This window comes from Bradyrhizobium sp. TM102, assembly GCF_009176685.1.
In the GTDB taxonomy this organism is placed as follows: domain Bacteria; phylum Pseudomonadota; class Alphaproteobacteria; order Rhizobiales; family Xanthobacteraceae; genus Bradyrhizobium; species Bradyrhizobium ottawaense.
Map to the genome: position 1 here is coordinate 2505448 of NZ_AP021855.1, position 23751 is coordinate 2529198.

General features: G+C 63.3%; 21 protein-coding genes. 9 read left to right on the forward strand and 12 right to left on the reverse strand.

The window, feature by feature from the left end:
• Nucleotides 1-209: 209 nt before the first annotated feature.
• The 10 genes from GDN70_RS11760 to GDN70_RS11805 all read right to left on the reverse strand — a co-directional run bounded on the left by GDN70_RS11760 (nucleotide 210) and on the right by GDN70_RS11805 (nucleotide 10242).
• Nucleotides 210-3362: an efflux RND transporter permease subunit gene (locus GDN70_RS11760; protein ID WP_152102549.1), complete on the reverse strand. Its 3153-nt coding sequence runs from the start codon at nucleotides 3360-3362 to the stop codon at nucleotides 210-212.
• Nucleotides 3359-4597 carry an efflux RND transporter periplasmic adaptor subunit gene (locus GDN70_RS11765; RefSeq protein WP_038973525.1) on the reverse strand — a complete coding sequence of 413 codons (1239 nt, stop codon included), beginning with the start codon at nucleotides 4595-4597 and terminating at the stop codon, nucleotides 3359-3361. Before GDN70_RS11765 ends, GDN70_RS11760 begins: the two co-directional genes overlap by 4 nt.
• A gap of 64 nt (nucleotides 4598-4661) precedes the next feature.
• The gene (locus GDN70_RS11770) at nucleotides 4662-4907 is read right to left on the reverse strand and encodes a hypothetical protein (RefSeq protein ID WP_028143801.1); all 246 of its coding nucleotides are present in this window, start codon (nucleotides 4905-4907) and stop codon (nucleotides 4662-4664) included.
• 332 nt (nucleotides 4908-5239) lie between these two features.
• Complete coding sequence (locus GDN70_RS11775) at nucleotides 5240-5797, reverse strand: HdeD family acid-resistance protein (RefSeq protein WP_028143800.1); 558 nt, start codon at nucleotides 5795-5797, stop codon at nucleotides 5240-5242.
• A gap of 172 nt (nucleotides 5798-5969) precedes the next feature.
• Complete coding sequence (locus tag GDN70_RS11780; RefSeq protein ID WP_028143799.1) at nucleotides 5970-6455, reverse strand: DUF992 domain-containing protein; 486 nt, start codon at nucleotides 6453-6455, stop codon at nucleotides 5970-5972.
• A complete protein-coding gene (locus GDN70_RS11785; protein ID WP_038973527.1) occupies nucleotides 6456-7046 on the reverse strand; it encodes a hypothetical protein in 591 nt (196 codons plus the stop codon).
• On the reverse strand, nucleotides 7043-8173 hold the full coding sequence (locus GDN70_RS11790; RefSeq protein WP_349643857.1) for an AI-2E family transporter: 1131 nt from the start codon (nucleotides 8171-8173) through the stop codon (nucleotides 7043-7045). Before GDN70_RS11790 ends, GDN70_RS11785 begins: the two co-directional genes overlap by 4 nt.
• A gap of 21 nt (nucleotides 8174-8194) precedes the next feature.
• On the reverse strand, nucleotides 8195-8437 hold the full coding sequence (locus tag GDN70_RS11795) for a hypothetical protein (protein ID WP_028143796.1): 243 nt from the start codon (nucleotides 8435-8437) through the stop codon (nucleotides 8195-8197).
• Nucleotides 8438-8467: 30 nt separating this feature from the next.
• Nucleotides 8468-9907, reverse strand: coding sequence for a basic amino acid/polyamine antiporter (locus tag GDN70_RS11800; RefSeq protein ID WP_028143795.1), 1440 nt, complete (start codon nucleotides 9905-9907; stop codon nucleotides 8468-8470).
• Nucleotides 9908-10038: 131 nt separating this feature from the next.
• The gene (locus GDN70_RS11805) at nucleotides 10039-10242 is read right to left on the reverse strand and encodes a hypothetical protein (protein WP_028143794.1); all 204 of its coding nucleotides are present in this window, start codon (nucleotides 10240-10242) and stop codon (nucleotides 10039-10041) included.
• A gap of 232 nt (nucleotides 10243-10474) precedes the next feature.
• On the opposite strand from GDN70_RS11805, the gene GDN70_RS11810 reads away from it, so the two are divergent.
• The gene (locus tag GDN70_RS11810) at nucleotides 10475-11185 is read left to right on the forward strand and encodes a Bax inhibitor-1/YccA family protein (protein ID WP_028143793.1); all 711 of its coding nucleotides are present in this window, start codon (nucleotides 10475-10477) and stop codon (nucleotides 11183-11185) included.
• A gap of 20 nt (nucleotides 11186-11205) precedes the next feature.
• Here GDN70_RS11810 and GDN70_RS11815 read toward each other — a convergent pair whose 3' ends face one another.
• Nucleotides 11206-11709 (reverse strand): DUF1269 domain-containing protein, encoded by a 504-nt coding sequence (locus tag GDN70_RS11815; RefSeq protein ID WP_028143792.1) that lies wholly within the window; start codon nucleotides 11707-11709, stop codon nucleotides 11206-11208.
• A gap of 212 nt (nucleotides 11710-11921) precedes the next feature.
• A complete protein-coding gene (locus GDN70_RS11820; RefSeq protein WP_152102550.1) occupies nucleotides 11922-12122 on the reverse strand; it encodes a DUF3551 domain-containing protein in 201 nt (66 codons plus the stop codon).
• Between the two features lie 290 nt (nucleotides 12123-12412).
• Between GDN70_RS11820 and GDN70_RS11825 the strand changes: the two genes are divergently transcribed.
• The 8 genes from GDN70_RS11825 to GDN70_RS11860 all read left to right on the forward strand — a co-directional run bounded on the left by GDN70_RS11825 (nucleotide 12413) and on the right by GDN70_RS11860 (nucleotide 23679).
• Nucleotides 12413-13501, forward strand: a complete 1089-nt coding sequence (locus GDN70_RS11825) for an efflux RND transporter periplasmic adaptor subunit (protein ID WP_173015942.1) — start codon at nucleotides 12413-12415, stop codon at nucleotides 13499-13501.
• Nucleotides 13498-16563, forward strand: a complete 3066-nt coding sequence (locus GDN70_RS11830; RefSeq protein ID WP_152102552.1) for an efflux RND transporter permease subunit — start codon at nucleotides 13498-13500, stop codon at nucleotides 16561-16563. The genes GDN70_RS11825 and GDN70_RS11830 overlap by 4 nt, the downstream gene beginning before the upstream one ends.
• Before the next feature lie 143 nt (nucleotides 16564-16706).
• Nucleotides 16707-18140 (forward strand): basic amino acid/polyamine antiporter, encoded by a 1434-nt coding sequence (locus GDN70_RS11835; protein ID WP_152102553.1) that lies wholly within the window; start codon nucleotides 16707-16709, stop codon nucleotides 18138-18140.
• A gap of 26 nt (nucleotides 18141-18166) precedes the next feature.
• Nucleotides 18167-19429, forward strand: coding sequence for an arginine deiminase (gene arcA / locus GDN70_RS11840; protein WP_028143788.1), 1263 nt, complete (start codon nucleotides 18167-18169; stop codon nucleotides 19427-19429).
• A 145-nt stretch (nucleotides 19430-19574) separates the two neighbouring features.
• Nucleotides 19575-20396 carry an outer membrane beta-barrel protein gene (locus GDN70_RS11845; protein WP_152102554.1) on the forward strand — a complete coding sequence of 274 codons (822 nt, stop codon included), beginning with the start codon at nucleotides 19575-19577 and terminating at the stop codon, nucleotides 20394-20396.
• Between the two features lie 586 nt (nucleotides 20397-20982).
• Entirely contained in the window at nucleotides 20983-22191 is a 1209-nt protein-coding gene (locus tag GDN70_RS11850) for an ATP-binding protein (RefSeq protein WP_152102555.1), read from the forward strand.
• A gap of 60 nt (nucleotides 22192-22251) precedes the next feature.
• The gene (locus tag GDN70_RS11855) at nucleotides 22252-22875 is read left to right on the forward strand and encodes a response regulator transcription factor (protein ID WP_018318087.1); all 624 of its coding nucleotides are present in this window, start codon (nucleotides 22252-22254) and stop codon (nucleotides 22873-22875) included.
• 168 nt (nucleotides 22876-23043) lie between these two features.
• Entirely contained in the window at nucleotides 23044-23679 is a 636-nt protein-coding gene (locus GDN70_RS11860) for a response regulator transcription factor (protein ID WP_028143785.1), read from the forward strand.
• Nucleotides 23680-23751 lie beyond the last annotated feature (72 nt).

Below are 23751 nucleotides of genomic sequence, written 5' to 3' on the forward strand. Positions count from 1 at the left end.
CCGCCGACGCGGCTAGAACAGGGTACCCGAGGATTCGATCAATCGGAACGGAAAAGGCTCCAGGCCCCCGGCGTGAGCCGCTCTAAGGGTAGCTTCAAGAGATCGGGCACCAACTGGATGCCAAGGTTCACCCGCGCGGATGCCGACCACGAGGACGGTAGCCGGTGAGGCGAGGATTGCCGGATGCAAGGGACACCTCCGAAGCCTGCCTAGACTGCATTGCGGTCGGGCGAATTCGGCTGACGGCTTGACTTGAAGGCTGCCTTCGCGCGCTCACGCAGGCGCTGGAAAACCACGTAGAGCATCGGCACCATGAATATTCCGATCGAGCTTGCGGCCAGCATGCCGGCGAAGACGGCCGTGCCGACGGCGCGCCGGCTGAGGGCGGCTGCGCCGGTCGCGATCACGAGCGGCAAGAGGCCCAGGATGAAGGCCGCCGAGGTCATCATGACGGCGCGAAAGCGCATATGTGCGCCCTGGATCGCGGCCTCGTCGAGCGGCACACCGGCCTCGCGTTGCTCCTTGGCGAACTCGACGATCAGGATGCCGTTCTTGGCGGCAAGCGCGATCAGGACGACGAGGCCGATCTGGCCGTAGAGGTCGAGATTGAGGCCAGCGATCTTGATGCCGAGATAGGATCCGAGCACGCCGACGACGACCGAGAGCAGCACGGGGATCGGGATCACGGTGCTTTCATAGAGCGCGACCAGGAACAGATAGGCGAAGAGGACGGCGAGCATGAGCACGATGCCGGTCTGGCCGGCCGCCTGCTGTTCCTGGTAGGCGGTGCCGGTCCACGCGAAACCGTAACCCGACGGCAGAACATCCTCCGAGATCTGCGTCATGGCGGCGATCGCGGCCCCGGAGGAGATGCCCGATGCCGGGCTGCCGTTGACGGTCACCGAACGATAGTTGTTGTAGCGGGTGATGACCTGCGGCCCGGTCACGATCTTGAGGCCGGCGAGGGATCGCAGCGGCACCATCTCGCCCGAGTTGTTACGCACATGGATGCGCCAGACATCGGACGTATCGCCGCGATCGAGTGCTTCACCCTGCAGATTGACCTGCCAGGTGCGACCGAACAGGTTGAAGTTGTTGACGTAGATGCCGCCAAGCGTGGCCTGGAGCGCAGTGAAGATGTCGTTGACCGTGACGCCCAGCGCCTGGGCCTTGCGGCGGTCAATATCGAGATAGAGCGATGGATTGGTCGCCGTGAATGTCGAGAACACGCGCGCGAGCCGAGGATCGGCATTGGCCGCGCCGATCAACGCGTTCGTGACGCTGGAGATCGCGGCCGGAGCCTGACCTTCCAGGGCCTGCAATTGATATTCGAAGCCACCGCCGGTGGAGAGCCCGATGATCGGCGGCAGGTTGAACGGCAGCACGTTGGCTTGCCGGATCTGCGCGCCGGCGGCGAAGGTCTTGGCGATCAGCGCCTGTGCGGAATCCGTTGCCGTCTTGCGGTCGGCGAACGGCTTCAGTCGCGCCACCACCAGCGCACTGTTCGGCTCGGAAGCTCCGTCGAGTAGCGAAAAGCCGATCACCGCGAGGACGTGATCGACGGCCGGCATCTGTTTCAAGATGTCCTCGATCTGCCGGGTGATCTTGCTGGTCCGAGCTACCGATGCGCCGTCCGGCAGCTGAACCGAGGTGAAGAAGGCGCCCTGGTCTTCCTCGGGCAGGAAGCCCGTCGGGGTCACCAGCGACAGGCCGAAGATTGCTGCGGCAAAGGCGGCCACCAGGAGAAGCGACAAGGCTGCCATGCGCACGAGCCGGCGGACCGCGCCGCTGTAACGATCCCGCACCCAGTCGATGCCGGTGAGGATGCGGCCGATGATGCCGCGACGCTGTCCGGTGTGACGCAGCAACAGCGCGCAGAGGGCCGGCGACAGCGTCAGGGCATTCAATGCCGAGATCATCATGGCGGCGCTGATCGTCACCGCGAATTGGCGGAACAGCGTGCCCGAGATGCCGGGAATGAAAGCGATCGGAACGAACACCGAGAGCAGCACCAGCGTGATCGCGACGATCGGCGCGGTGATCTGGCTCATGGCTTTCTTGCTGGCCGCGGCCGGAGACAGATCAGGCTCCTCCGCCATGACACGCTCGACATTCTCGACCACGACAATGGCGTCGTCGACCACGATGCCGATCGCGAGCACCATTGCGAGCAGGGATACGGTGTTGGCGGAATAGCCGAGCGCGAGCAGAACGGCGAAGGTGCCTACGAGGCTTACCGGGACTGCGACGGCCGGAATCGCGGTGGCCCGCATGTTTCCGAGAAACAGATAGACCACGATCACAACCAGGACGAAGGCCTCGCCCAATGTCCACAGCACCTCCGTGATCGTGTCCCGGACAAAGGTCGTGGAGTCGTATTGCACGAGATAACCGAGCCCTGCCGGAAACCGGCCGGACAGCCGCTGCATCGTGTCCGCGACCGCGCGCGCGGTGGTCACCGCGTTGGCGCCGGGGGCGAGGTAGATCGCAATCGGAACGGCGGCTCGCCCGTCGATCCGGGCTTCGCTGTCGAGATTTTGCGCGCCCAGCTCGACGCGGGCGACGTCCCTGACCAGCAGCGAGGATCCGTCCCGATCGGCGCGCAGCACGATGTTGGCGAATTGATCGGCGGTGGCGAGGCGGCCCATCGTCTGCATGTTGAACTGGAACTGCTGATCGTCGCTGATCGGCCGCGCGCCAATGCGGCCGACGGGAGCCTGGACGCTCTGTGCGCGAATGGCGGCGACCACGTCCGAGGGGGTCAGGTTGAGGCTGGTGAGGCGCTGCGTATCGAACCAGATCCGCATCGAATAATTCATCTTGGCGAACAGATTGGCCTGGCCGACGCCCGGCGTGCTCGCAATCGCGTCCAGCACGTTGATGATGGCGTAATTGGTGATGAAGAGCGGGTCCTGCCGACCATCTGCACTGTAGAGCACCAGGAACTGCAGGATCGAAGAGGATCGCTTCTGGACGGTCACGCCCTGCTGTTGCACTTCCGTGGGCAATTGCGACAATGCGCTCTGGACGCGATTATTGACGTTGACCGTGTTGATGTCGGGATTGGTGCCGAGCGCGAACGAAACCGTCAGCGTGTAGCTGCCGTCGTTGCCGCTGGTCGACTTCATATAGAGCGCGCGGTCGACGCCGACCACCTGCGCCTCCAACGGCTGTGCGACGCTGCTCTCCACGACCTCGGCGGAGGCGCCGGGAAAGTTCGCGGCTACGGTGACTTGCGGCGGCACGATATCGGGAAACTGCGCCACCGGGATCTGCGTGAGCGCCAGTGCGCCGGCGATGGTGATGACAAAGGCGATCACCATCGAAAGACGCGGCCGGTCGACGAAGACGCTCGATATCATTGGCTGCCGCCCTTGGGGGTTCGGGGCAGGGGAGCGCGCGCCCCTTGCGGAGCCGCCTCGCCGGTTGAATCCTTCATGCTCGACAAGATCAGTGGACTTGCCGGCTCTGGAGAGATGGTTTGTCCGGCGCGAACACGCTGCAAACCTTCCGCGATCACCTTGTCACCGGCCGTCAATCCGCTGATGACGGCAGCGATCGTGGGAGTCGATTGCCCGAGCTGAATGCGCCGCTGCTCCGCCTTGTCGTTTGCGCCGACGACGAGAACGTAGTCGCCGCGCTGGTCGGACAGCACTGCTGAGCGCGGGATCGCCAGCACCTCGATAGGCTGGACTCCTTCGAGGACGACGGTGACGAATTCGCCGTTGGTGAGCTCGTGGACGGTAACGCCCGCCGCCGAGGGAGCGCGCAGGATCGGGTTGGCGATCTCTCCGCGCACCGTGATCGTGTCGGTGTTCTGCGCGATGGTGTTGTCGACGAAATTCAGCTTGCCGGATTGCCCATACATGCGCCCGTCGGGCAGCCGCAATCGGATCGTCACCGCTTCGAGGCCGCCTTGGGGGCCGTAGCGTTCGCGCAACTCGAGCCCCTGGCGCAGCGGCACCGGGAACGTGACATACATTGGATCCTGGCTGACGATCGTGGTCAGCACGCCCGAATTCGGACTGACGATGTTGCCTTCCGTCACGGCCGTGCGTCCGATCTTGCCGTCGATCGGCGCGCTGATGATGGTGTAGTCGAGGTTGATCTGCGAGGCCTGGACCTGCGCCTGTGCAGCTTTGACCTGCGCCTCGAGGCTGCGCTGGCTCGCGAGGGCGGCATCGTAGGTCGATTGCTGCCCGGCCGGTCCGCCAAGCAGGGTGCGGGCGCGCTCGGTGGTCAATTTGGCGTTCTCGAGCGTCGCTTCGAGCTGTGCTACCTGCGCCTGCTTGGCGGCGACATCCGCCTCGAACGGGCCGCGTTCGAGCCGGTAAAGCTGCTCGCCTTTCCTGATTTCCGCGCCCTCGGTGAACAGCCGCTGCTCCAGAAAAGCGGTGACGCGAGCGGCAATATTAACCTGGTTGATGGCCTCGATCCGGCCGAGAAACTCACTGCTCTCGGTGATCGGCCGCCGCGCCGCTTCGACGACGCCGACGGCAGGTGCGGGTGGAGCTGGCTGCGGCCGCGCGGGTTCGCCGGCCAACAATGTCACGAGGCTCGCCGCCAGCAGTCCGAGCCGGACGTCAGCAAGGTTCATCGTCCGCTCCCTGCACCAGGCTCGGAACTGCCGGCGTCAGGCCTCCGCGATTCGACCAGCCGAGCTAGTCCCGCGCGGTTCGGTTACTGCGCGCCGGCTCGTCGTAGCCCTTGCGATGGCTATAGAACATCAGCGCGATCAGGCCGCAGCCGAGCACCAGAACGAGGATCGCAGCCGCCGCCAGCACGATGTTCCCGTATGGCGGCATCGAGGGCGTCGCCCTCCAGACTGACACGCAGAACCAGCTCGCGCCGAGGAAAAGCACTGCCAGCACGGCGACGAGGAGCCATTGGTTCTTGTTGCGTACCATTTCCTCATCCCCTTCGGACTACCAGCGCCATCCGCAATGACGGCGCCCACGATGCCACCAGCAAACCCAGCGGCGGCGTCGGCGCGGGCGCGGGCCCCAGCCAGGACGAGACGGGCCCCAGCCGGGTCGCGGCGGAGGTCCCCATTGCACCGGGATGGCGCGATCCTCCGGTGCCCGGCCGGCCCGAGAGAGATCGGGATCGACCGGCATTGCGTCCGCAACACCGATGAGGTGCGCGCCGGATGCTCCGATCGCGGCGGCGGCAATAGCGTTCATCGCAAGGCTGAGGAAGACGCGGCGACTGGGAGCATCCATGGTTGTTCTCTCCTCTGTTATCCGGTCGTTCGCACCGATTGCAGCGCATAGAGCAGCCATGCCAGGCCATGGGCAATCAGGTCGACGCCCAACAAGAAGCCGAGAGCCCAAGCGCTGATGGTGGGGAAGCCGAACAGGACCAGCACGCCGGCGATCACCGCGAAGACGCCCGAGATCAGCATCATCCATCCGTTCTGCCGCCAATAGGCAAAGCTCAGCACGCATCGAATGACACCCGAAGCGAACAGCACCGCGCCGAGGAAATAGGTCAGGATCAGCGCGCCCGAGACCGGCTGGGTGAGCAGCACGACACCGAAGGCGAGGTAGAGCGCGCCGAGCACGACTTGCCAAAGGAACCCGCCCCATCCCTTGGTCCAGAAGGCGTGGGCAATCTCGAATGCGCCGGCGGCGATCGCGATGAGCCCGATGAGCTTGACACTGACGACGGTGGCGAAGGCAAGGTCGCCGAGCGCGAGCAGGCCGGCGGCGATCAGGACGACGCCGAGGAGTGCACAAACCCACAGCGGCGGAGCAACCACGGCATCGAGACTCCCGCGACTGTCATACACTGTCATGCGATCCTCCTGGGCGGTTACGGCCCGATCGAGCATGCATCGGATCCTAACGTCGAACACCCGACGCCGACATCGGACGAAACCCTGAGCGGCTGGGCGGGAATGTTCTCATCCTCTCCCTGCGCGGACCGGCATCAAGAGCAGACCGAACCGCGGGACCGAGACGGCGGGATCAGAGACCGCCTCGCGGTCCCAATGTCAGATGAGTCACGCCAGCCGCGAGATTGAGCCCGATCGAGCGTTCGACCGAGATCGGCTGCAGCATCACGCTCCTCCGCGAGCCGCCGACCAGGACGTTGGCGCCGAGGCCGGGACCGAATGCAAAATTGCCGCTCGCGCCGACATAACTGCCGCGCAACGTGCCGGGGCCTATCCGCGAGTTCCTGGCGAAGACGGCCCAGGATAGCGCGCCGGCGCTGGTCACACCGATATCAACGCCGACGCGCCGTATCCGTCCCTCGTAGACGTACTGCCGGGGCGGGCGCAGCGCGTTGAACACGCAACGCAGCGCCTGCGTCGATCCAAGCACCAGTCCGACGCGTGGCTCCGAGGAGCACAGGAGCCTGCCGACCCTGAATCTCTCGGCTTGCGCGGGCGAGGTGACGGCGCAAAGAACGACGGATGCGCCGATGGCGGCAAGATATCTCAACGCTTGCATTCAATCCTCCCGTTGGCTCGTGATGTCCCTGGCGGCGCTCTGCGAGGGGCTGCCGTCCTGGCGCCACCAGAACGAGATGGCGAGGCCAATCAGCAGCACCGCCCCGAGCAGGAAGAAGAAGATGGATTGCTTCAGCCAGGATATCGCCGGAACGGCGGCGCCCATCGCAAGGCCAAGGAAGGCGATCTGCAACGACAGCAGGCTCAGGCCCGCAAGGAACGTGCCGAGCGCGAGCAACGTCAGCAGGACGAGTCCCGTTGCAGGGGTCGGAAGCAATTGCTGCACGCCGGAGACCAGCATGATGTTCATCGTGATCAGGACCGCGATCCAGTGCAGGGCCTGCGTCCAGATCAGCCGGATCTGGCCCTCCTTGCCCTCTATCTCCGGCCACTTGGTGACAACGCAGACCACGCCGATGGCGAGCGCCAGGAACTCCCAATAGCCGGTCAACGGCTGGTGCGAGACGTTGGTGTAGGCAACGCCGACGATGGCGAGCAGCAGCGCGACGATATAGGGAAGTTGCTGCCACAGGAAACGGGCCGTTGTCGAACGCGCCGGGGCATCATTCGAATGCGCTTCGAACTCGCTCATGGCTGCTCACCCGCAATCGATCGTGGCTTGGGTCCGCCACCCAGATAGTCCTCGACATAAAACCTGACGATCGCAACCCGACCGATCGCAACCAGCGGCATCGCGACCGCGACGCCCATGACGCCGAACTGAGCGCCGAGAAGGACGATCGCAACCAGCGTCCACGCCGGAGGGGTCTCGACCGCCTGGCGCTGGATCAGTGGGCCGATCACGTAGCCTTCGATCGACTGGATGATGGTGTACACGGCGACCGCCCAGATCAGGAGCGATGCGCCGAGCGGCATCGCGACGAGCGCGATCGGGATCGCGGCAACGATCGGCCCGAGATAGGGAATGAAGTTCGACAGACCGGCTTGAAGTCCGAGCACGAAGGGACCGGGCAGCCCGATGAGATAGAGCGCGAGCCACACGCACAACGTCATCAGCATGATGCGGATCAATTGTCCGACGAACCACAGCCGCATGACGTTGCCCATCTCGTCCATCACGGCGCGCGCACGGGCGCGATGGGAATGCCTGACCAGCGCGATCACGCTTTCGCGGTGGCCAGTGGGATCGAAAGCGAAGAGAATGCCGAGGAAGAGGATCACCAGCACGGCGGTCAAGAGGCTTGACGCTCCGCCGAGCAGAAACTGAGCGTGGCTGAAGAACCGGCCCTGATCGGCGAACAGCCATTGTGCAAAGTCGCGGCCCCATTCCGGGCCGAGCAGGTCCACGCCATACGACAGCAGGTGTTCTTGGAGCAGATCAACCTGCGCATCCATCACTTTCAGAAGCAGGCGTGTCTGTTCCGGCAGCTTGCGCGCGCCCCAGGCGAGGCCGAAACAAGAGAGCGCGGACAGAAGCAAGACAACGAGCGTCAACCGCCAGGCTCGTTTGAGTGGAAGGACCGGCGCCAAAGCTCGCGCCAAGGCGTCCAGAAAGGCGGCGAACAGCACCCCGGCAAAGACAATCAGAAGGCTGGAGACCATTTGCCAGATCAGGAATAAAGCGACGCCGGCGGCGAGGAGGGTGAGACCGACGGCTAGCAGGCTTGGCCGTCCGGCCTCGTCGGCAGCGTTCTCATGCCGAGGGAGCTCTCGGTATTCTTCGGAGCGCATGCCGGAATCGCTGTCAGGTTGATCCATTGAAGGGGCCACTAGGATGTCTCAGGTGCGAAGGCGGCGGCTGCCATAATGCGGGTGTCTGCCGCCGCGATGACGCCAGTACCGGTGCTTTGTCGGATTGGTGTTGGTGTTCGGGGGCGCCTCCTTTTTGGATGTGGCGGTCCCGATCTGCTTTGCCATCGCCGCGCTGTCGTCTTTCGATTGCGCGAGCGTGACGGCGGGCGGCGCCGCGACGGCCAGCAACCCGGCAAGGAGCAAGCTGCAACGCGTGATCATCATGTTCATGTTCGCCTCCCTACAATCAAAGACGCTGGGTCAGATCGAAATGGCACCGACGGCGAGCCCGTAGACTCCACCGCCCGCCGCGATTGCGACCGCCGCAAACAGGATGGCTTCGGTTCTCGTGAATGTGCTTTCCTTGCGCTCGCGTTTGGCCATCAGGAACAGCAAGGTCCCGGGCGCGTAGAGGATCGAGGACAGCAGGAGAAACTTTGGTCCGCCGGCGTAGATCATCGCGGCGGCGTAGAGCGTCGCAACGGCGGCGCGGATCCAATCGGTCGTGCGGGCGCGCTCGCCGGCGTAATAGGTCTCGCCGGTCGATGCGAGCTTGAGGCCATAGGCCGCGACGAGAACGTAGGGAATCAGCGTCATCGCGCTCGTCATCTTCAGTGCGAGCGTGAAGGCATATTCGGCGAACCAGCTGGCGAGCAGAAACGCCTGGATCACACAGTTGGTCAGCCAGAGCGCACCGACAGGAACCTTGTTCGCATTCTCACGCGCGAGAAAGGACGGCATCGTGTGGTGCATCGCCGCCGAATGCAGGATCTCCGCGGCGAGCAGCGACCAGGACAGATAGTTGCCGAGGATCGAGATCAACAGGGCCAGGCTGATGAACACGCTGCCCCAGCGCCCGACCATTGATTCCATCACGCCTGCCATCGACGGCGTCGAAAGATCCGCCAGCTCGCTCCGCGGCAACACGCCGTAGGACAGCAGCGTCACCAGGACGAGCAGGCAGAGAACGCTCAGAAAGCCCACCACCGTCGCAATGCCGATGTCGGCGCGATTCCTGGCGTAGCGCGAATAGACGCTCGCGCCCTCGACGCCGACGAACACGAATACGGTAAGCAGCATCGTAGAGCGCACCTGGCTCAGCACCTGCTGGAGATTGGGCGGCTCAGTTCCCCAGAAATTCTGCACCAACAGGTCGCGATCGAGGACGAACGCGGCCACGACGATGAACAGGAGTATCGGAACGATCTTTGCGAAGGTTGCAATCGTGTTGAGCCTGGCCGCGCCCCTGATGCCCCGCAGCACGAGAAAGTGCACACTCCACAAAAGCAGTGTCGCCGATGCAATGGCCGTCGGCGTCGTGCCGTCGCCAAAGATCGGAAAGAACTGCCCGAGTGTGGCCTTGATCAGAATGAGACAGGCGACGTCGGCAAGACAGCAGCCGATCCAGTAGCCGGCCGCCGACGCGAATCCGATGTAGTCGCCGAATCCGGCCTTGGCGTAGGCATAAATGCCGGCATCCAGCTCCGGTTTGCGCTGCGACAGCGACTGGAAAACGAGCGCCAGCATGAGCATGCCCGTCCCTGCGATGATCCATGCGATGATCGCACCGAAGGCGCCGGTGGCACGCCCGAACGCCGCAGGCAGGGCGAAGATGCCGGATCCCACCATCGATCCGATCACAAGCGCGATCAACGCGTTGCGCGAAAGCTCTTGATTGGCCTCGTTCGACGAAGACGCCATGACGGAGAATGGTCTCCCAATCCGCAACGCGGCGATGGTCGCATCTGCCGACCGCCCCCTGCGGACGACCTTAGAAGTGTCTGCCGCATGCGCACATCAGGGATTCTCTGTAGGTGGTGAGGGCAGAAAAATCAGCCGCCGCCCGGGGCTCCGCATGCCGTCTGCGGCGGGCTGGCCACAAGCACGACGCTGCCGCGGCAGAATTCACCGGCCTTGGCGAGCTCGGCGGCAAGGCGTCTGGCGTGCAGGATGGCTGCATCCTGATCTCGGCAGTCCTGTCCGATCCCGTCGGGAAAGAGGCCGTATCTGTCGGCGATGTGAAAGAAGAAGCGCATGGCATGGGTTAGATCGCGACCCGCGCCGGCTTCCAAGTGACAAAGCCGTAAGGAGCATACGCCAAAGGGCTTAGACGTCGTTCCAAGCTCTCGCATCGGTAATGTGCGGCATCCCTGCGATGCCTGCGACAGAGGGTAATTTCCACGGGCGGCATTCGGGTGATTGTCCGATGCCGTTCCGGAAGCCCGAGGATTAGCGTCGTCTCCCCGGCGAAGTCCAAAGGAGGCGGATGTGTCAAATTTCGATCAGAACCTGACTGCGGCAGAGCCGGCTGGCGGCGCGTCTGCGGTGGACGCTGGCCTGCATGAATACATGCTGCGCATCTACGCACACATGGCCGCGGGCGTCGGCTTGACCGCTGTCGTGGCCTGGCTGACCTATCAGCTCACCGGCCCGGCGCTGCTGCAGAGCCCATTGATGTGGGTCTTCATTCTGGCGCCGCTGGGGCTGGTTTTCTTCATCGGCTCGCGCATCAATACGCTGTCCGTGTCGACGGCGCGGCTGCTGTTCTTCCTCTACGCCGCCTTGGTCGGCGTATCGCTCTCGACGTTGTTCCACATCTACACGAACTCGTCGATTGCCCGGGTCTTCTTCATTGCGGCCGCGAGTTTCGGAGCGCTCAGCGCCTTCGGGTATACGACGCGACGCGATCTCTCCGGGCTGGGCACGTTCCTGTTCATGGGGTTGATCGGCGTCATCATCGCAAGCCTGATCAACATCTTTCTGTCCTCGAGCGCACTTGACTGGCTGATCTCGATCGTTGGCGTCGGCGTATTTGCCGGGCTTACGGCCTACGACACGCAGCGTATCAAGGCGATGTACGACAGCGCGGATGACCATACCGCTGCGGGTCGCAAGTCGGTCATCGCGGCGCTGTCGCTCTATCTGAACTTCATCAACCTCTTCATGATGCTGCTGCGGCTTGCGGGCGGCCGGCGCTGAGACAGGGAGGAACGGCGGCTTCAGGCCGCTGGCCGCTCTACTGCACTCGTCAGCGCATCGCGGAGGAGTTTTTCCTTCGTCTCGTCGAGTGACGTCTTGAGCACAACGCCGCCGGCGCTCTTGATCTCGTTGATCACCTTGTCCGCCGTCATGTGCTTGATCAAGACGAACAAGGCCGCGTTGCCGGGCTGGAGGCTGGTCGACAAGCTCTTCATGAAGGCGTCGTCGATGCCGAAGTCCGAGAGCGCACCGCCGAGCGCGCCGGACGCGGCGCCCACCGCGACTCCGAGGATTGGGTTCAGGAACAGGACGCCGATGAGAAGGCCCCAGAAGCTTCCCGTCATTGCGCCCATCGCAGTGGTATTGACGAGTTGATTGAGCTTGATGCCGCCCGCGTCCGTCTTCACGGCAATCACGGCGTCGCTGATTGTGATCAGATATTCCTTCTGCAGCTTGAATAGCTGCTGGCGCACTTCTTCTGCCTTTGCTTCCGACGGATACACGATCGCGACAAGATCGGACATTGACACCTCCCGTTGATCCAAATGCGAACCGGAGCAGTCGAAGCTACCGTGCAAGGAGACCCGCCGCGATTGGAGGAAACCCCGGACGTTGGCGGAGGAATGTCCCGATGGGGCAGGCACAGTTGCGGCATTCAGGCCGAATCCGGGTGGCGTACGACAACCAGCAGCACGTCATTTACGCCGCCCGGCCGATATCGGACTGGGCGCTGCCGTCAGCGGCGGCGGTTCTGCACGCAGGTGCCCTGCCGTCCGCTCACCGATGCGCGGCATTGGGAACGGGTCTCATACATGCAGTTGAGCATTCCCTTGATCTTCGAGCACCATGCCAGATCCTGCGCTTGTACGGGCGTCGATGGGCCCATCGCGCTGAGCGCAATGAAGATGGCGGCGGACAGCAAAGCCAGCTTTCTCATGTCGATCCTCCTAAGGTCGTGTGAATCATTCGGAGCCTGAGCGGCCGGTTCCCTTGCCACCTGCTGCTTTGGCGAGAGCGCCGCGGCGGGAGCAGGTGCAGCCTTAATGCACCGCTTGCGGCGTCCCCGGTATCGGGTGATTGCCTGACGTTGCCCTGGGAATCTTCTGACCGCTGCTGGAAGGTTATCCGGACCACGATCGCATCTGTGATGCTCAGTAGATTTACCGATGGAAGGGAGATGATCTATCGACAAGATCGTCAGCGGAGCAGTTGACCGATGATCAAGTCATGCCGATGCGGCCGCTGAACATCGCGCTTGTCGCAGCGGTCACCACGCTGCTGGTTGCCGCTTGTGAAAGGGACCCGGTGGAGGATACGTCCCCGGCGCCACGTCCGGTTCGCACGACCACGGTCGAGAAGCGCGAGCAGCTGACGCCGTTCACGTTCACCGGGCGCATCGAGGCGGAGGACGAGGTAAGCATTGCATTTCGAATCGGCGGGCGGCTGCTTTCGAACAGCACCCGGCTTGGTGATCGCGTCCAGGCCGGCCAGCTTCTGGCGCAACTGGAATCGCAGAACGAAGCGAACGCGCTACGCCAGGCGCAGGCGGCGCTTGCTGCTGCGCAAGGCCAGCTCATTCAGGCCCGCAATCATTTCGAGCGTCAGCAGACGCTGCTGGCACAGGGCTGGACCACCCGCGCCAACTTCGAAGCCGCGACGCAGGCGCAGCAGACCGCCCAATCGCAGCTCGATATGGCCGAAGCCCAGTTGAGCGCCGCCCACGATCAGGTCGGCTTTACCGAGCTGCGCGCCGATGCGCCGGGCAAGGTCACCGAAACCGGCCCCGCCGCCGGCGAGGTCGTCCAGGCCGGACAGACGATCGCGAAGATCGCTCGCCAGGACGGTCGCGATGCGGTCTTCGATGTGCCCGCCCAACTGGTGAGAGCGGCGCCTGCCAATCTGCAGGTCACGGTCGCGCTCACGGACGATCCGGTAGTGACGGCGCAAGGGCGCGTCCGGCAGGTCGCCGCCCAGGCCAACCCGGTCACGCGGACCTTCGAGGTCAAGGTGGGCCTTACCGATCCGCCGGCTGCGATGCGGCTCGGGGCGACCGTGGTCGGGCGCGCCGAGGCGAGCTCCGGCCCGATGATCGGCATTCCCGCAACCGCGCTGACCAGGATGAATCAACAGCCGGCCGTCTGGGTCTTCGATCCCTCGGCCAATACGGTCTCAGTGCGGAACGTCGACGTGCTGCGGTTCGACCAGGCGCAGGTGATCGTCGCGCAAGGGCTTGATGCCGGCGAGATCGTCGTGACTGCAGGCGTTCAGGCACTTCATCCAGGCCAGAAGGTGCGCGTGCTCGGGTCGGGGCGATGAGCGGATTCAACCTTTCGGAATGGGCACTGGGGCGACGCTCGCTGGTCGTCTACCTCATGCTGATAGCGGTGGCCGCCGGCGTCCTGTCATATTTCCGGCTGGGCCGGAACGAGGATCCGGCGTTCACGATCCGGACCATGATCGTTCATGCCGTCTGGCCGGGGGCGACGGCTGACGAGACGATGAAGCAGCTGACCGAACGCCTCGAGCGCCAATTGCAGGAGACCCCGCATCTGGATTTCCTGCGCAGCTTCACCCGGCCGGGCCTCACGACCATCTTCGTGAACCTCAAGGGAAGCGCCAATGCGCGGGATGTCTCCGATACCTGGTATCACGTGCGGAAGACGATCGGCGACATTCGCCATACGCTGCCTGCCGGTGTCGTCGGGCCGTTCTTCGACGACGATTTCGGCGACACTTTTGGCATCGTCTACGGCTTTACCAGCGATGGCTTCGCGCAACGCGAGCTGCGTGACCGGGTCGAGGCGATCCGTTCGCAGCTCCTGGCTGTACCGGATGTCGCGAAGATCGAGCTGCTGGGCGCACAGGAGGAAGTGATCTTCGTCGAGTTCTCCAAGCAGGAGCTTGCAAATCTCGGCGTCGATCGCACGGCCCTGATCGCGGCGTTGCGGGCGCAGAACATCGTGATGCCGGCGGGAACGATTCAGACCGGCACGGAGCGGATATCGTTGCGGGTGTCGGGCAGCTTCCTGTCCGAGCAGGACATTGCCGATATCAACTTCGCCGCCGGCGGTCGCATGCTGCGCCTGAGCGACCTTGCGATGGTGCGGCGGGGCTACGCCGATCCACCCCAGCCACTGTTCCGGATCAATGGCCGTCCGGCGATCGGGCTTGCCATTGCCATGCGCGACGGCGGCGACATCCTCGCGCTGGGCAGGAACGTCAAGGCGGAGATGGCGCGGATCACTGCTGATCTGCCGATCGGGATCGAGCCGAGCCTGGTGGCCGACCAGGCCGTCGTCGTGGGCAAAGCGGTCGGCGAGTTCATGACCTCGTTGTTGCAGGCGATCGCCATCATTCTGGTCGTGAGCTTCATCAGCCTCGGTGTTCGTCCGGGTCTGATCATCGCGCTGGCGATCCCGCTCACGCTCGCGATCGTGTTTCCGGTCATGGCGGTCCTTCACATCGACATGCAGCGCATATCGCTCGGCGCCCTGATCATTGCGCTTGCCCTGCTGGTCGATGACGCCATGACGACGACGGACGCCACGCTCATTCGCCTGGCGTTGGGCGACAGCAAGGTCGAGGCCGCCAGCTACGCGTTTCGGACCCACGCGCTTGCCATGCTTGCGGGGACGCTCGTGACAATCGCGGGCTTCGTTCCAGTCGGCTTTGCCGCCAGCGCCGCGAGCGAATACACGTTCTCGCTGTTCGCAGTGGTCGCGATCGCACTGCTGGCGTCCTGGTTCGTCGCGGTGATCTTCGCGCCACTGCTCGGCGTTGCCATCCTTGTCCCGCCAACGCAGAAGGGCGCTACGACTCCCGGACGGGTGTTCCGGCTGTATCGACGATTGCTGATATCGGCGATCCGCGCCAAGTGGTTGACCCTCGGTGGGACGGCCGCGCTGTTCGCCGCCTCCGTGCTCGCGCTGCCGCTCGTCCCGCAACAGTTCTTTCCGTCCTCCGATCGGCCGGAACTGCTGGTCGATCTCAGCCTGCCGCAGAATGCATCGATTTTTGCCAGCGAAACCGCGGCAAAGCGTCTGGACAAGATGCTCACGGGCGATCCCGATGTCGCGCATTGGAGCACCAATGTCGGGCGCGGTGCGATCCGGTTCTATCTGCCGCTCAGCGTCGAATTGCCGAACGACTTCTTCACGCAGGCGGTCGTCGTCGCCAGAGACATGGGGGCGCGTGAGCGGCTCCACGGCAAGCTGGAACGATTCCTCGCCGACGAGTTTCCGAACGCGATCTCGTCGGTGTCTCCGCTCGGCCTCGGTCCCCCGGTCGGATGGCCACTGCAGTATCGCGTCAGTGGTCCTGACGTCGAGCGGGTGCGCGATATCGCACTCGACGTCGCACGGATCGTCGGGGCCGATCCGGCCGCCAAGAGCGTGAATTTCGACTGGATGGAGCCCGATCGCCAGGTGCGGATTCGCGTCAACCAGGACGAGGCCCGCCTTCTCGGCCTCAGTTCGCAGACGATTTCCACCGTTCTGAACACCGTGATATCCGGCACGCCGGTCACGCAGGTGCGGGACGATATCTACCTGGTCGATGTGGTGGTCCGCGCAACCGACGAACAGCGCGTCTCGCTGGCGAGCTTGCGCACGTTGCAGATGCCGATCGCGGGCGGGCGAACCGTTCCACTGAGCCAGTTTGCATCGTTCGAGTATGATCAGGAGTTTCCGCTGATCTGGCGACGAGATCGCGTGCCCACGCTCACGGTTCGGGCCGCCATTGCCGACCGCGTGCTGCCGGAGACGGTCGTCAACAGGCAGGCCGCGGCCATGGCAAAGTTGAAGACGGCGCTGCCGGCTTCGTACCGCGTCGTGGTCGGCGGCACGGTGGAGGAAAGCCGGAATTCGCAGGCGTCCGTCATGGCGGAGGTGCCTGTGATGCTGTTCGTCATGTTCACGGTCCTGATGGCCCAGTTGCAGAGCTTTCCGCGATTGTTGATGGTCGTCAGTGTTGCGCCGCTCGGTCTGATCGGCGTCGTCGCAGCGCTGCTGTTGTCGGGCCGGCCGTTGGGCTTCGTCGCCATTCTCGGTGTGCTTGCGCTGCTCGGCATGATCAGCAAGAACGCGGTCATCCTGATCGGTCAGATCGAGGCGGAGCGTTCACTGGGGAAGGGGCCCTGGCTGGCCGCGGTGGACGCCAGCAGTTCCCGCTTTCGTCCAATCATGCTGACGGCCATCTCCACCGTTCTCGGCATGATCCCGATTGCTCCGACGGTGTTCTGGGGGCCAATGGCCTTTGCGATCATGGGCGGCCTGCTGGTTGCGACCGGTCTGACCCTGGTCTTCCTGCCGACACTGTATGTCGCCTGGTTCGGCGGAAAGGAGCAGGCCGAAGCGTCCGGCTCTTCGTCCGCGGCCTGAGAGCGCGTGGGCGGTGAGGGTAATCCCGGACCTCGACTAGGTAATCACCTGATTGGCCATGCGTGCCCCACGGCGCATCGTCCGGGTCGCAGCGAGCGAAGCGGCCGCAACGCCAACCATCACTCGCGGTTCGAGGCCTTCACATGAGCGCGACGCCGTCGATCCAGAAGCTCTCGCTGTTTGCTCTGACGGCCATGGTGGTCGGCTCCATGGTCGGTTCCGGCATCTTCTCACTGCCGCGCACATTCGGCATCGCAACCGGTCCATTCGGCGCCATCTTAGCCTGGTGCATCGCCGGCGGTGGCATGTACACGCTGGCGCGCGTGTTTCAGTCGTTGGCGGAGCGAAAGCCTGAACTCGATGCTGGTGTCTACGCCTATGCGAAAGCAGGTTTCGGCGATTATCCCGGCTTCTTGTCGGCGCTTGGATATTGGATGGGAAGCTGCATTGGCAACGTGTCGTATTGGGTCCTGATCAAGTCGACCTTGGGCGCGTTCTTTCCTGTGTTTGGTGACGGCAATACCGTCATCGCGATCATCGTTGCCTCGATCGGGATCTGGCTTTTCCACTTCATGATCCTGCGTGGCGTGCAACAGGCCGCCGCGATCAACACCATCGTGACCATCGCCAAGATCGTGCCGATCCTGGTCTTTATCGTCATCCTGATCTTCGCCTTCAAGGCCGACCAGTTCCGCGACAATTTCTGGGGCGGCGAGGGCATGCCGGACAAGGGCCTCTTCGAGCAGATCCGCGCGACCATGCTGGTCACGGTGTTCGTGTTCCTCGGGATCGAGGGCGCCAGCGTCTATTCCCGCTATGCCAAGGAGCGATCCCATGTCGGCGCGGCGACGATCATCGGCTTTGTGATGGTGACCAGCCTGATGGTGCTCGTCACCATGCTGCCCTACGCCGTGCTGCCGCGTCCCGACATCGCCGACATGCGTCAGCCGTCCATGGCAGCGGTGCTGGAGGCCGTGGTGGGACATTGGGGAGCGGTCTTCGTCAGCATCGGACTTCTGGTTTCGGTGCTCGGGGCGTATCTCGCCTGGAGCTTGATCTGCACCGAAGTTCTTTCTGCCGCGGGCCGCACGAGGGATATGCCGGCCCTGTTCGGCACCGAGAACGAGAACAAGGTCCCGGCGGCGGCGCTGTGGCTGACCAACATCGTCGTCCAGCTCTTCGTCATCAGCACTTACTGGTCGCGGGACGCCTTCTCGCTGATGCTCAATCTGACGAGCGTCATGAATTTGATCCCGTTTTTCCTGGTCGCGGCCTACGGGCTCCTGCTGGTCAAGCGGGGCGAGACCTATGAGAAGCGTCCGGACGAGCGTCGAAGCGGGCTGGTCTTTACCGGAATTGCGCTGATCTACACGCTCTTCCTGATCTATGCGGCCGGAATGAAATATCTGCTGCTGTCGGCCATCCTCTACGCGCCCGGCACGGCACTGTATTTTTGGGCACGCCTCGAGCAAAAGGCGAGAGTCTTCACCTTCGTCGAGTGGATCATCTTCATTGTCGTCGCGATCGGCGCGGTCATCGGCATTCATGGCCTGGCCACGGGCTACATCACGATCTGAGCGGAGCAATTCCGGAGATAGGCCTCATGACAAAGCAGACATCGGATGCAGGGATTCCCTTCGGTGTTCATTCGGAAGTCGGCCAGCTGCGCAAGGTGCTGGTCTGTTCGCCGGGCCGGGCTCATCAACGTCTGACGCCGACGAACTGCGACACGTTGCTGTTCGACGACGTCCTATGGGTGGACAATGCCAAGCGCGATCATTTCGATTTCGTGCAGAAGATGCGCGACCGCGGTATCGAAGTCGTCGAGATGCACAATCTCCTCGCCGACACGGTCGCCATTCCGGAGGCGAGGACGTGGATTCTAGACAACCAGGTAATCCCCAATCAGGTCGGCCTCGGCCTGATCGACGAGCTGCGCGGCTATTTGGAAAGTCTCAAGCCGCGCGAGCTGGCGGAGACGTTGATCGGCGGATTGTCGACCCAGGACTTTCCGGAAGCCCGCGGCGGCGAGACGCTCAGGCTCATCCGCGAAGCGGCCGGCATGACCGAGTATCTTCTGCCGCCGCTTCCCAACACCCTGTACACGCGCGATACGACCTGCTGGATCTACGGGGGAGTTACGCTGAATTCGCTGTTCTGGCCGGCGCGCCACGAAGAGCCTATCCTCGCCGCCGCCATCTATAAGTTCCATCCGGATTTCGCCGGCAAGGTCAATGTCTGGTGGGGCGATCCGACACAGGATCACGGCCTTGCGACGCTCGAGGGCGGCGACGTGATGCCGATCGGAAAAGGCAACGTGCTGATCGGATTGAGCGAGCGCACCTCGCGGCAGGCCATCAGCCAGCTCGCTGCCGCCCTGTTCAAGAAGAAGGCGGCCGAGCGCGTGATCGTGGCCGCCATGCCCAAGCTTCGAGCGGCGATGCATCTGGATACGGTCTTCACATTCGCCGATCGCGATTGCGTGCTGCTTTATCCGGACATCGTCAACAATATCGCGGCATTTTCCTACCGTCCGGCCGACAGCTCCGCAGGCATCGAACTGCGCAAGGATGAAAAGCCCTTCGTCGAGGTCGTCGCAGAGGCGCTTGGGCTGAAGAAGCTGCGCGTGGTCGAGACAGGCGGAAATGCCTATATGCGCGAGCGAACCCAGTGGGATAGCGGCGCCAATCTCGTCTGCGCATCCCCGGGCGTCGTGTTTGCCTATGACCGCAACACCTACACCAACACGCTGCTGCGCAAGGAGGGCATCGAGGTCATCACCATCGTTGGTGCGGAACTCGGACGTGGTCGCGGCGGCGGTCATTGCATGACCTGTCCGATCATCAGGGACGCAGTCGACTATTAGGCCCGCAGCAGCGGCCCTTGCGGCTGTTTGCGAAACGATGATCGATCTCATCAACCCATGATTTAATCGAATAACATTAACACGCCACAATCGTGTCACAGCCTGACGCGAATCCCGATGCACGCGACAGCCATCGAGGGACGCCATGCGAAGGTCCAGAATTCTTCTGCCGATCTTTGGTCTGTTCGGCGCAAGCACCGCAGGTGCAGCCGACCTTGATGTCACCGAGTTCAAGACGATCGCGGACCCTGTACCGTACACCTCCGCACCATCCTGGAGCGTCGTCGGTTCCATCGCGCCCACCTTCACCGACAACGCCCTGTTTACCCGGGACAACCGCAAGTCGGATGTTTACTACGTGCCCGACGTGAGCGTCCGGCTGGACGGGAACCTTAGCAACGACCTGTCGTACCGCCTCTATGCACGCGCGCAATATGAAGCGTTTTCGCGTGAGAAGGACGGCAACTTTGCCGTCGCGCGGATGGGCGGGCGCCTGACCCAAAACTGGGACGGCTGGCGTTTCTCCGCCATTTACGAGCATCGCTACGATTTTGACGGTATCTACCGCGACCTGGCCTTCACCTCGAACGATGTGATGGGCTCGGTTGCGCGTGACTTCCGCTTCAACAACGCGACGTTTTCGCCGTTGCTGCTCCTGACCTATCGATTTTCCGACCTAGCGGAGGCGCGCCGCTGGCGCTTCGACGCCGTGCTCGGTATCGAGGTCAAGCTCGATTCCAAATGGTCGATTGTCAGCACGCCACTGTTCGAGGCTTACTGGTTCACCGATGGGCTCAATCGCGGGCGGCGCGATCAGCTCTATTCGGCAGACGTCGGCCTGAAGTATAATTTTGCGAGCAATGTGTCGCTCACGACGACCGTGCTGTACGAGGCGCGAACGTCGAACGTACCGCTACGGCGATACAGGGACGTTCGCATCGGCCCTCGTCTGGATTTCGCATTCTGAGAGGTATCCGATCGATGCACGCAAGAGGCTTGTCGCTGTTGATCGGCATTGTTGTGGGCATAGCGGCGGTATCCCTTGCCGCCGCCGATCCACGCGATGCCGTCGATCGAAGCCAGCGTCTTGATACCGATGCGCTTCGGGACGATGCTGCGACAAACCGTTTGACGCTGCCATCGCATCCCCTGCAGATTGCGCCACCTCCGACAGCTCCAAAGGCAAGGACGGAACCCAGGAGGAAGTCCGGCGCAAATGGTGGCGGCAGCCGCTAGCGCCTCGCTACGTTGGTAGGCATGGCCGCCTATCGGCGCGGGAGTTCGCTGTCTCGGAATTCCGCATTTTTAATCTCTGTTGCGCCAAATTCGAGCGCTTGCGCAGGACACGAACCGCTTCGCCGCGCAGACGCCGCGTCGCGGATTCGAGATTTTAATCCTAGGGAAATGCTACCTCTTGTTGTGCGGCGATTCCAGGGTGTATAATTGGATCGGCTCCAAGGCGCCGCGGGCCGGCGAGGGGACATGTCCCCGAACAGGCGAGCGGACACAGGTGATGCTGTTGTCAGCGTCGCGATGTCGCCGGAGAAGAGTGAGTGCGTATCGTGAAGGTACATGTCTCCCCCGCCAGCGCGTCGCATCGAACCGGCCTCGGGAACTGGCTTAGGACAGGTTCGGAACAATCGATCGAAGCGCTCTATTGGACGTTTTCGACTGATCTCCTCTTCGTCGTGCGCCCGTCTCCTGAAGGGCGCTTCGTCTATGAGGCGATCAATCCGGAGTTCGGGTCCCGGCTCGGTCTCTCGCCGGAAGACGTTTACGACATGGATGTGTTCGATTGCATGAACGCAGACGACGCTAGAATCGTCTGCCAGGCGCTGGGGGCGTGCGTTGCGGAAGGAGCGGAAATCAGGATCCGGCAGCGTCTCGCGTTCGGCGGCTCGCCCCGGAACGTCGAAACCGTAGTAATTCCGGTCGTTCAATCTTCGTGTGGTGGTGCGGTTCGCTTGATCGGCAGCCACCGCGCCCTGCGCAGCCGCGCGTTCGAGAGCGGGGTCAGACAGGGCAACGGGCTTGACGTGAACCTCGGCCTGGTATCGATCCAGGAAGGCATCCAGCAGCGGATAGCGTCCGATCTCCACGATTCGACCTGCCAGCACCTGATTGCCGCGAGTCTCGGTCTCATGCGGATCCGAAGCAGCATCGGCGAACCGGATTTGGCCGAGCGGCTCTGCGACGAAATCGATGCATCGATCGATGAAGCCCTCCGGGAAATCCGCGCCTTTGCCTATCTGCTGCATCCCCGGAACCTCGCCGGTGAGGGCCTGAAGGCTGCGATCGAGCGGTACGCGGAGGGATTTGCGGCGCGCACGTCGTTGCGCGCGAGTGTCAACATCGTGCCGGATGTGGATCGGTTGCCTTACGAGACGAAACGAACGTTGCTACGGGTCGTCCAGGAAGCGCTGACGAACGTCTTCCGTCATGCGAACGCGACCGAGGTGGCCATCGTTATCGACACCGGGGACGGCCGGTTTCACCTGACGCTCAGCGACAATGGACGTGGGCTCCCGCCGGGTTTCGGCAGGAGCGCGGTCTCTGTTGGTGTCGGAATTCCGGCGATGCAAGCACGGCTGCACGAGATCGGGGGTACGCTCGATATCCAATCCAGTCGCGCGCCCCGGCATGCCGGCACGGTGCTGTGTGCAGTATTTCCGTATGCTCCCTCGGCGAACAGGGCCAATCGCCGCGGGGCCACGACAAATGCAAGGGCCCGCGCAGGCGCACAATCAGCGAAAAAACACTAACTGCGGGGCGGCGGGCCGGGGTCACGGCCCATCGCCGATGCGGATTCGGAGTGCTCTGCCATGAAGCGAATTCTCATCGCGGACGATCATGAGGCGGTACGGTCGGGCTTGCGGGCGGTGCTCGAGCAACGGGTGGATTGGGAGGTGGTCGCCGAGGTGAATGACGGCGGCATGGCGGTAGCAGCCGCGATCGAAAGCCGGCCCCATGTCGCCATCGTCGACTTCTCGATGCCGCGCATGACTGGTGTCGAGGTGGCGCGGCGGATCAGAGAGTATCCGCTGCAGACTGAGGTGCTGATCTTCACGGTGCACAATTCGGGCTTGCTTGCCCAGCAAGCATTCGAGGCGGGGGCGCGTGCATTCCTGGTGAAATCCGACGCCAACAAGCTGCTTGTCGCAGCTGTCGAAGCCTTGTTGCTGCACCGGCCGTTCTGGCCCCGGAAGACCGAACTCGACCATGCGCCGCGGACCAACGGCGAGCGGCATCACGAACTCACGGCCCGCGAGCAACTGGTCGTCAAGCTGGTCGCGGAGGGATACAGCAACAAGGGCATCAGTGCGATCCTCGACCTCAGCGTCAAGACCACCGAGGCCCATCGGGCAGCAGCGATGCGCAAGCTGGAGGTGAACTCGACGGCGGGGCTGGTCCGGTACGCCGTTCGGACCGGGCTGGTCGAGGCGTGAAACGGCGATATTAGCGAGCAATACGGGCGTCGGTACCTTCGCCGGGAGATATCAGGGTTTTGTGGGATAACGATTCCAGCCACGCTCCCTATGATCGTTCGACTGTGCTGCCGGTTTGCTGCCGGTATCGGCCCGGAAGCGCAAGGGTCGGCCAACAGGAACGACACGGTGAAACGCATCTTGATTGCGGATGATCATGAAGTTGTGCGTTCCGGGCTGCGTGCAATCATCGAAGCGCATTCCAGCTGGATCGTGAGCGGCGTGGCGACCGATGGCGAGCAGGCGGTCGCGCTGGCGCTCGAGACCAGGCCGGACATCGTGATCGTTGACTACTCTATGCCGGTCATGAACGGGTTGGAGGTCAGTCGCCGCCTCAAGGCACTCCACCTTGGCGCGCAGGTCCTGATCCTGACCATGCACGAGAGCGAAGAGCTTCTGACCGAAGCCATTCTGGCCGGGGTGCGCGGCTTTCTGTTCAAGTCAGACGCGCGCAAGCACCTCATCTCCGCCATCGAGGCCCTGCTCGACGGCAGGCCCTACTTCACCAGCATCCTGCTGGAGAGGCTGCTGCACGACTACCAGGGCAACAAGGAGAATCGGGCCGACATGCTGCTGACTTCACGCGAGCAGAGCGTGGTCCAGCTGATCGCGGAGGGGCATACCAACAGGTCGATCAGCTCCATCCTGAAACTGAGTGTGAAGACCGTCGAGACCCATCGCGCCTCGGCCATGCGCAAGCTCAGGATGTCGTCCACCGCTGAGCTCGTCCGCTACGCGATCCGCAAGAAGTTGGTCTTGCCCTGAACAGATGCTGACGTCGGCAGTCGCGAAAGGCGCCGGAGTTTGCGCCTCGACAAAGTGGTCGTGACTGCAACC